The sequence below is a fragment of the Saccharopolyspora sp. NPDC002578 genome (assembly GCF_053592695.1).
The window spans coordinates 1-8,452 of record NZ_JBSFWJ010000130.1 but is presented as its reverse complement, the minus strand read 5'-3'; the positions used below and the strand labels follow the sequence as shown (position 1 = coordinate 8,452).

The window sequence follows — 8,452 nt, the reverse complement described above, 5'->3', positions numbered from 1 at the left end:
GGGTTGGGTGGCGGAACCTCAGCGGTTTCCTCGCTGCGGGATCTTTTTTCCGAGTGGCTCCGCCACGAGGGAAAAAGCCGTCCTCGCGAGGAAACCGCTGAGAACCCGCCGGTGGTCGGCCTGCTCTGGTGGTCACTGCTCAGCGGCTTCGCCGCTGACAAGACGCAGACGGCTACAGGCGGAGAAGTTCCGCTACCCGGGCACACTGCGAAACGAGCTCTCACCCCGCTGCCAGCACCAGTCCGCTGGTGGGTACTCCTGTTCCGGCGGTGACCAGCACGTTGTCCACGTCGTCGAGCTGGTTCACCGCCGTGCCGCGGATCTGGCGCACCGCTTCGGCGATGCCGTTCATGCCGTGGATGTAGGCCTCGCCGAGCTGCCCGCCGTGGGTGTTGACGGGCAGCGCCCCGTCGAGGCCGATGCCGCCGTCGGCGATGAAGTGCCGGGCCTCGCCGCGTGCGCAGAAACCGAGTTCTTCCAGCTGCACCAGCACGAACGGCGTGAAGTGGTCGTAGAGGATCGCCATCCGCACGTCGGACGGCCCGAGTCCGGCTTGGCTCCACAGCTGCCGGGCCACCAGTCCCATCTCGGGCAGCGCGCCGAGCTCGTCGCGGTAGTAGCTGGTCATGGTGAACTGGTCCGGTCCGCTGCCCTGCGCGGCGGCCCGGACCAGCGCCGGCGGGTTCGGCAGGTCCGCGGCCCGTTCGGCGCTGACGACCACGACGGCCACGCCGCCGTCGCTCTCCTGGCAGCAGTCGAGCAGGTGCAGCGGCTCGGTGATCCACCGGGAGGCCTGGTGATCCGCCAGGGTGATCGGGCGACCGTAGAACCAGGCGTTCGGGTTGGTGGCCGCGTGCTGCCGGTCGACGACGGCGACGCGGCCGAAGTCCTCGCTGGTGGCGCCGTACTCGTGCATGTAGCGCCGGGCGAACATGGCGACCTGCGCGCCCGGGGTGCCCAGTCCCACCGGGTAGCTCCAGCTGTTGTCCACTCCGGACGACGTGGGCGCGGCAGCGGCGGCGGCCTGCACCTGGCCGAACCGCTGCCCGGAGCGCTCGTTGAACGCCCGGTAGCAGACGACGACATCGGCGACACCGCTGGAGACCGCGAGCGCGGCCTGCTGCACCGTGGCGCAGGCGGCACCGCCGCCGTAGTGCACGCGGCTGAAGAAGCTCAGCTCCGGCACGCCGAGTTCGCGCGCGAGGGCGATCTCGGTGTTGTCGTCCATGGTGAACGTGACCAGACCATCCACATCGGACGGTTCCAATCCGGCGTCGGCCAGTGCGGCGCGGGACGCTTCGGCGGCGAGCTGGAGTTCGCTGCGGCCCGAGTCCTTGGAGAACTCCGTCGCCCCGATGCCCGCGATGGCGGTCTTGTCCGCGAAGCTCATGCCACCACCTCCGGCAGCGCCACCACGACGGTCCCGCGCATGTGCTCGCCGAGCCCGTTGCGCCCGAGCACCTCCACCTCGAACCGGGTCTCCCCCTCGGCCGTGGAGCTGTCGAGCACTTGGCCGAACAGCGTCAGCGTGTCGTGGGCGTAGCACGGCACGCCGAGCTTGACCGACACCGAGCGCACCAGCGCCTCCGGGCCCGCCCAGTCGGTGACGTAGCGCTGCGCGATCCCGGTGCTGGTGAGGATGTTGACGAAGATGTCCTTCGATCCCTTGGCCTGCGCCAGATCGCGATCGTGGTGGACGTCCTGGAAGTCCCTCGTGGCCAGCGCGGTGCTCACGATGTAGGTCGGGGTCATCTCGATGCGTTCCTCCGGCAGGGCCGCGCCCACCCGCACTTCGGCGGACGTCCTGGTCCGTGGCAGCGCGTTCATCGCGCACTCCTTCGCTGTCGTGGCCGCCAGAACGGCATGCTGACCTGGTCGCCGTGGCGGAAGTCCACTTCGACGCGCAACCCCACCGACACCTCGTCGGGGTCGACGTCGTGCAGTTCGCCGAGCATCCGCACGCCCTCGTCGAGTTCGACCAGCGCGATCACCAGCGGCAGCTCCTTGCCGGGCAGCGGCGGGTGGTGGTGCACGACGTAGCTGTAGACCTCGCCGTGCCCGGCCGCGACCAGGTGCGTCGGCGCGGTGGCGCCGCACTCCGGGCACATCGGCCCCGGCGGGTGGCGCAGCAGGCCGCACTGCCCGCAGCGCTGGATGCGCAGCTCACCGGCGGCGGTGCCCTCCCAGAAGTACGCGGTGTCCCGGTTGATCGCGGGCAGGATCGCCGGGGCCGCCGCCGGTTCCGGTGCCGGTTCGGGCGGTGCTTCCCGCGACGGCGGGCGGAACTTCAGCACCCGGAACATCATCTCGGCGACCGGCTCCGCTCCGACGTACCAGACGTTGCGGGTGGTGACGAACCAGCCTTCGCCGAGTCCGGTGCGCTTCGGGCCGACGACGGATTCGAGCCGGGTGGTGACCGCGACGCGTTCCCCGTGGCGCAGGTACCGGTGGTAGGTCTGCTCGCAGTTGGTCGCCACGACGGACCCGAAGCCGAACTCGTCGAGCGCGGACATCATGGCGTGCAGCGGATCGTCGGTCTCGTAGTCGGGGTGCAGGCCCGGCATCGTCCACACCTGCGCCATCGCGGGTGGCGCGACGAGTGCGCCGTGCGCGGATTCGGCGGCGGCCTCGGGAGAGGTGTAGACGGGGTTGCCGTCGCGCAACGCCTCCACCCAGTTGTTGATCATCGGCTGGTTCACCGGGTCGCGGGCGAGCCGGGGGCCGGACTCCCCCGCCGCCTTGATCCGCTCCGCGATCGCCGGGATCGCCTGGTCGGTGTCGCGCGCTTCGTCGGTCTCGACGGTCATGGCTCGTCGTGCTCCCTCCGGTCAGCGGGGCACTCGGGGCAGCCCGAGCCCGGCCGTGGCGATCAGTTCCCGCTGGATCTCGTTGACGCCGCCGCCGAAGGTGAGCACCAGGTTGCGCTTGGCCAGCACGTCGAGCCAGCGCAGCAGATCCGCGGTCTCGGGGTCGGCGGGGTCGCCGTGGCGGGCGACGACCTCTTCGAGCAGCCGGCCCAGCGACTGGGTGCGCTCGGAGGTGAACACCTTCGTCGCGGAGGCGTCGGCGACTTCCACCGGCCCGTCCGCCGCCGCGGCGACCTGCCAGTTCAACAGCTCGTTCACGCGGGTGCAGGCGTGCGCGCGGGCCAGCGCCCGCCGCACGTCCGGCAGCTCCGGCAGCGGCGTGCCGTCCGGGTCGGTTCGCCGCCTTGCCCACTCCCGGACCCGCTCGGCCATCCCGTCGATCCGCCCGGACGGGCCGAGCATGACCCGCTCGTGGTTGAGCTGGGTGGTGATCAGCTTCCAGCCCCGGTCCTGCTCGCCCACCAGCAGCCACTCCGGCACCCGCACGTCGCTGAAGTAGGTCGCGTTCACGTGGTGCGCGCCGTCGCAGGTGATGATCGGCGTCCAGGAGAACCCCGGGGCCGAGGTGTCCACGACGAGGATCGAGATCCCCTTGTGCCGGGGTGCGTCCGGGTTCGTGCGGCAGGCCAGCCAGATGTAGTCGGCGTCGTGGGCGCCGGTGGTGAAGATCTTCTGCCCGTTCACCACGTACGAGTCGCCGTCGCGCACGGCGGAGGTGCGCAGCGCCGCCAGGTCGGTGCCCGCTTCCGGCTCGGTGTAGCCGATCGCGAAGTGGATCTCCCCGGCGAGGATCTTCGGCAGGAAGAAGTCCTTCTGCTGCTGCGTGCCGTAGGCCAGCAGCGTCGGCCCCACGGTCTGCAGCGTGACCGACGGCAGCTGGACGTCGGCGCGCGCCGCTTCGCTGGCGAAGATGTGCTGCTCCAGCGGGCCGAAGCCGCGACCGCCGTACTCGACGGGCCAGCCGACGCCGAGCCACCCGTCCCGCCCCATCCGGCGCACGACTTCGCGGAAGGCGGCGTTGTGCCGGTCGGTGGCCATCGCTTCGCGCTCCGCCGGGGAGATCAGGCCGCTGAAGTACTCGCGCAGCTCGGCCCGCAGTGCCTGCTGCCGTTCGGTGCAGTCGATGAACATCCGCGCTCCTCACCGGCCCGCGAGCCGGTCGGCGAGCGCGTCGAGCACGTGCCCGGCCCCGCCCAGCGCCCGCGCCAGGTCCTTGACCAGCGAATAGTGCCGGTGCATCGGGTAGGTGACGTCCAGCCCCGCACCGCCGTGCAGGTGGTGGCACACGTGCATCGCCGCCGGTGCCTCCTCGGCCAGCCACAGCGCCGCGACCGCGAGGTCCTCGTCGGGGTCGCGCCCCTCGGCCAGTCGCCAGCAGGCCGACAGCGCCGCCAGGTGCAGGGTCCGGGACGCGATGTAGACGTCGGCGATCTGACCGGCGACGGATTGGAAGGCCGCCAGCGGCCTGCCGAACTGGGTGCGGGTGCGCACGTGCTCCGTGGTGAGCGCGAGCGCGCCCGCGACCGCGCCGTCGCCCGCCGCGCACATCCCCGCTCGCGCGCAGCGCAGCAGGTCCGGCAGCGCGTCGGCGCCGCCGAGCCGTTCCGCCCGCACCGCGTCGAAGCGCAGCGTCCAGCCCGTGCCGCCGGACATCGGCGCGGCCTCCGCCACGAGCCCGTCCGCGTCCGGGCGGACCAGGGCGACGGCGGTCGTGCCGTCGTCCAGCGCGACCGGAACGAGGATCTCCCGCGCGAGGTCGGCGTGGAGGACGTCGGTCTTGGTGCCGGACACCAGGAATCCGGCGCCGTCCCGGCGAGCCGAGGTGCGCGGTGCCGCGGTCAGCGGTGCCGACGGTTCGCTGAGCGCCGCGGTGAGCACCTGCCCGGAGTCCACGTCGCGCAACAGCCGGTCCTGCTGCTCGGCGGTGCCGTGGCGCACCACCGGCAGCACGCCGAACGCCAGGGTCGCCAGCGCGGGCACGTCGGCGGCGTGCCGTCCCACTTCGGTCAGCACCACGGCGGTCTCCATCGGGCCGAGTCCCGCGCCGCCGAGCCGCTCCGGGACGGCGATCGACAGCAGCCCCGCCGTCGCGAGCGCCTTCCACAGCGCCTCCTGCGAACCGGTTCCACCTCCCGCGTCCGCGCCGGCACTCCGCGCGCGGTCCCGTTCCCGGGTCAGCACCTCGGATGCCAGTTCCCGCAAGGGTTGCTGCGTGTCATCGAGCGCGAACTCCACACCGGCTCCCCGTGTCGTCCCGAACGAACAAGAATGAAACTTGTTCTAGTTCTAGCCGCGATCGGCGTCGTCCGCAAGACCGCACGACCGGCCGCGGAAGCGAAAACGGGCGGGCTCACCCGCGCGGCAGGCCCAAAATCCGTTCCGCCGCAACGGTCCGCAGGATCTGCGTGGTGCCACCGGCGATGCTCAAGCAGCGGGTGAGCAGGAACTCGCGCGTCGGATCCGCGGCCACGCCGTCGGCGGCGGCACCCTCCGGACCGAGCACGTCGAGCGCTGCCTCGGCCACGTCCTGCCGGTGCCGCACGCCCACCAGCTTCTCCACGCTGGACTGCGCGCCCGGATCGCGGCCGTTGAGGCTCAGCAGCGTCGCCCGCAACCGCAGCAGCGAGACCGACAGCCCCTCCGCCACCAGTGCGCCGAGGCGTTCGTGCTCCGCTGATCCCGGCCGGACGCCGCGCTCGCGGGCCAGCGCCAGCAGCGCCTCCACGTCCTCGCCGAGCGCCGAGCCGCCGCTCATCGCGACCCGCTCGTTGGACAGCGTGGTGCGCGCCAGCCGCCAGCCCTGACCGGGCGCTCCGACCACCTGCTCGTCGGGGACGAACACGCCGTCCAGGAACACCTCGTTGAACACGGCCTCGCCGGTGATCTCCCGCAGCGGGCGGATCTCGATGCCGTCAGCGGCCATGTCGACCAGGAAGTAGGTGATCCCCCGGTGCTTGGGCACCTCGGGATCGGTGCGGGCCAAGCAGATCGCCCAGTGCGCCTGCCGGGCCATCGACGTCCACACCTTCTGGCCGTGCAACCGCCAGCCGCCGTCCACGCGTTCCGCGCGCGTGCGCAGCCCCGCGAGGTCCGACCCCGCGCCCGGTTCGCTGAACAGCTGACACCAGGTGATCTCCCCCAGGGCTGTGGGGCGCACGAACCGCTCCTGCTGTTCGGCGGTGCCGTGCTCCAGCAGCGTGGGCACCGCCCAGCCGCCGATGATCAGGTCGGGCCGTGCGACCCCGGCGGCGCGCAGCTCCTCGTCGATGAGCAGTTGCACCCCCGGAGCCGCCGCGAGCCCGTAGGGCTCCGGCCAGTGCGGGGCGAGGTATCCCGAGGCGTAGAGCCGTTCCCGGCGCTGCTCGTCGGGCGAGGCGGCGAGCTCCTCGACGAAGGCGCGGACCTCCGGCCGCCGGGCCGCGACGTCGGCGGGCAGTTCACCGCTGACGCCGAGCCGCCGCCGGGCGCCGCCCAGCGCCAGCTCGGCCGCGCGAGCCCGCCAGGCGGAGCCGCCGCCGAGCCACTGCCGCAGCGCGAGGGCCCGCCGCAGGTGGAGGTGCGCGTCGTGCTCCCAGGTGAACCCGATGCCGCCGAGCACCTGCACGCAGTCCTTCGCGGTGTCCACCGCCGCGTCCAGCGCGACCGCTCCGGCCGCTGCCGCCGCCAGCGGGTGCTGGCCGGGGTCCTCGTCGAGCGTGCGCGCGGCGTCCCAGGCGAGCGCCGCGACCTGCTCGGTCCGGCAGAGCATCTCGGCGCACAGGTGCTTGACCGCTTGGAAGGTCCCGATGAGCTGCCCGAACTGCTCGCGGGTGCGGGCGTGCTCGACGGCGGTGCGCAGGCACCACCCGGCGACGCCGGAGGCTTCGGCCACGGCGGCGGTCACCAGCACGTCGCGGACGTCCGCCGTGCTCAGCTCCGGCAGCAGTGCGTCGTCCGGGATCGCGACGTCGACGAGTTCGACGCGCCCCAGGGAACGGGAGAAGTCGAGGGCCCGGCGGGCTTCGACGGTCAGCCCCGGGCTCTCGGCGTCGACCAGGAACCACCGTTCCCGGCCGTCCGGCCCGCGCGCGCCCAGCAGCAGGTGCGAGGCGTCCGGCGCGGAGGGCACCGGGTCGACCGCGCCGGACACGACCAGGCCGCCGCCGGGGGCCTGGTCCGCCGACAGATCTCCGACCTCGCTCGCCACCGCGACGGGGAGCTCACCGGCGGCCAGCGACCGCAGCAGCTCGCCGTCACCACCCGCCCGGCCGAGCAGCACGCCCGCCGCGCAGGTCGACAGCACCGGCCCTGTGAGCAACGACTCGGCCACCGGTTCCAGCGCCGCCGCGAGGTCGGCCACACCGCCGCCGGCGCCGCCCGCGCGCTCCGGCACCGCGATGGCGAACACGCCCAGCTCGGCGAGCTCCGCCCAGGCGCGATCCGGTTTCCACCGCGCACCGGGCTCCTCCCCCGCCCGCACGTCGGGGCCGGAGCTCTCCGCCCAGGCCCGGACCGACTCCCGCAGGTCCCGCTGCACTTCGGTGATCGCGATCGGCATGACGCCTCCCCTGTCCGCGGAACCGCAGAATAATAGAACACGTTCTACCTAAGCCAGGGGAATTCTGCGTAGGCTCGGGCCGACATCCGGACGTGAGAGGAACCCAGTGACACCGACCGCACCGACGCCAGCCGACAGCCCGAGCGCGGAGCACGCGATCCCGCCGGACCTCGCGGCCAAGGCCGACCAGGCGATCGGCTTCATGCCCGCCGACGAAGGCCTCGCCCTGCACCGCGCCGCCATCGACTTCCTCGGCACCGGCGTCGCGCTGGAAGTCGGCTCCTACTGCGGGAAGTCGACGATCTACCTCGGCGCCGCCGCCCGCGCCACCGGCGGTCGCGTCGTCACCGTCGACCACCACCGGGGCTCCGAGGAGCACCAGCCAGGCTGGGAGTACCACGATCCGGACCTGGTCGACCCGCAGGTCGGCAAGCTCGACACCCTCGGCGAGTTCCGCAGCACCATCGCGGGCGCCGGGCTGGAGGACGAGGTCATCGCCATCGTCGGCAGCTCCCGCTCGACCGCCGCGATCTGGCGTAGCCCGCTGAACCTGGTCTTCATCGACGGCGGCCACACCGACGCCGCCGCGAACACCGACTACGAGGGCTGGGCGCCGTGGGTCGCGCCGGGCGGGGCGCTGGTCATCCACGACGTGTTCCCCGACCCCGCCGACGGGGGCCGAGCGCCGTACCGGATCTACCGCCGCGCGCTCGACAGCGGGAACTACGACGAGGTCCGAACGGTCGGCTCCCTGCGCGTGCTGCGCAGGATCAGCGGCACGCTCGGCGAACTCTGAGCGGCACCGCTGCACTGCACCGCTGCACCCGGGAGGCGAAACCTCACCGCCTGGCTCGGCTTCCCAGGTGCGTTGTTCGTCGTTGTCCTGTCAGCGGCGAAGCCGCTGAGCAGCGACCAGCTTGAGCAACCGGCACCGCAGCGGGTTCTCAGCGGTTTCCTCGCGAGAACAGCTTTTTCCCTCGTGGCGGAGCCACTCGGGGGAAGGTCAAGGAGGGCGGCGAGCGCGAGATGCGCCAGCTGCGCGACCGTT

Annotated in this window: 7 protein-coding genes; 1 reads left to right on the top strand and 6 read right to left on the bottom strand. The window is 72.7% G+C overall.

What is annotated here, in order from left to right; translation table 11 throughout:
- Positions 1 to 220 precede the first annotated feature (220 nt).
- The 6 genes from ACWD38_RS29610 to ACWD38_RS29585 form a co-directional block, all read right to left on the bottom strand.
- Positions 221 to 1,390 (bottom strand): lipid-transfer protein, encoded by a 1,170-nt coding sequence (locus tag ACWD38_RS29610; RefSeq protein ID WP_450125381.1) that lies wholly within the window; start codon positions 1,388 to 1,390, stop codon positions 221 to 223.
- A complete protein-coding gene (locus tag ACWD38_RS29605) occupies positions 1,387 to 1,827 on the bottom strand; it encodes a MaoC family dehydratase (RefSeq protein ID WP_184479092.1) in 441 nt (146 codons plus the stop codon). The genes ACWD38_RS29610 and ACWD38_RS29605 overlap by 4 nt, the downstream gene beginning before the upstream one ends.
- On the bottom strand, positions 1,824 to 2,807 hold the full coding sequence (locus ACWD38_RS29600) for a bifunctional MaoC family dehydratase N-terminal/OB-fold nucleic acid binding domain-containing protein (RefSeq protein ID WP_450125380.1): 984 nt from the start codon (positions 2,805 to 2,807) through the stop codon (positions 1,824 to 1,826). The genes ACWD38_RS29605 and ACWD38_RS29600 overlap by 4 nt, the downstream gene beginning before the upstream one ends.
- A 21-nt stretch (positions 2,808 to 2,828) precedes the next feature.
- Entirely contained in the window at positions 2,829 to 3,998 is a 1,170-nt protein-coding gene (locus ACWD38_RS29595) for an acyl-CoA dehydrogenase family protein (protein WP_184479090.1), read from the bottom strand.
- Between the two features lie 9 nt (positions 3,999 to 4,007).
- On the bottom strand, positions 4,008 to 5,102 hold the full coding sequence (locus tag ACWD38_RS29590) for an acyl-CoA dehydrogenase family protein (protein ID WP_184479089.1): 1,095 nt from the start codon (positions 5,100 to 5,102) through the stop codon (positions 4,008 to 4,010).
- 115 nt (positions 5,103 to 5,217) lie between these two features.
- Positions 5,218 to 7,404 carry an acyl-CoA dehydrogenase gene (locus ACWD38_RS29585; RefSeq protein ID WP_450125379.1) on the bottom strand — a complete coding sequence of 729 codons (2,187 nt, stop codon included), beginning with the start codon at positions 7,402 to 7,404 and terminating at the stop codon, positions 5,218 to 5,220.
- A 106-nt stretch (positions 7,405 to 7,510) separates the two neighbouring features.
- Between ACWD38_RS29585 and ACWD38_RS29580 the strand changes: the two genes are divergently transcribed.
- Positions 7,511 to 8,200: a class I SAM-dependent methyltransferase gene (locus ACWD38_RS29580; RefSeq protein ID WP_450125378.1), complete on the top strand. Its 690-nt coding sequence runs from the start codon at positions 7,511 to 7,513 to the stop codon at positions 8,198 to 8,200.
- Positions 8,201 to 8,452: the final 252 nt, after the last annotated feature.

Bases quoted from the DNA above. Each gene is read 5' to 3' on its own strand.
- ACWD38_RS29605 (WP_184479092.1), bottom strand. From the start codon at position 1,827: ATGAACGCGCTGCCACGGACCAGGACGTCCGCCGAAGTGCGGGTGGGC.
- ACWD38_RS29585 (WP_450125379.1), bottom strand. From the start codon at position 7,404: ATGCCGATCGCGATCACCGAAGTGCAGCGGGACCTGCGGGAGTCGGTC.
- ACWD38_RS29610 (WP_450125381.1), bottom strand. From the start codon at position 1,390: ATGAGCTTCGCGGACAAGACCGCCATCGCGGGCATCGGGGCGACGGAG.
- ACWD38_RS29595 (WP_184479090.1), bottom strand. From the start codon at position 3,998: ATGTTCATCGACTGCACCGAACGGCAGCAGGCACTGCGGGCCGAGCTG.
- ACWD38_RS29600 (WP_450125380.1), bottom strand. From the start codon at position 2,807: ATGACCGTCGAGACCGACGAAGCGCGCGACACCGACCAGGCGATCCCG.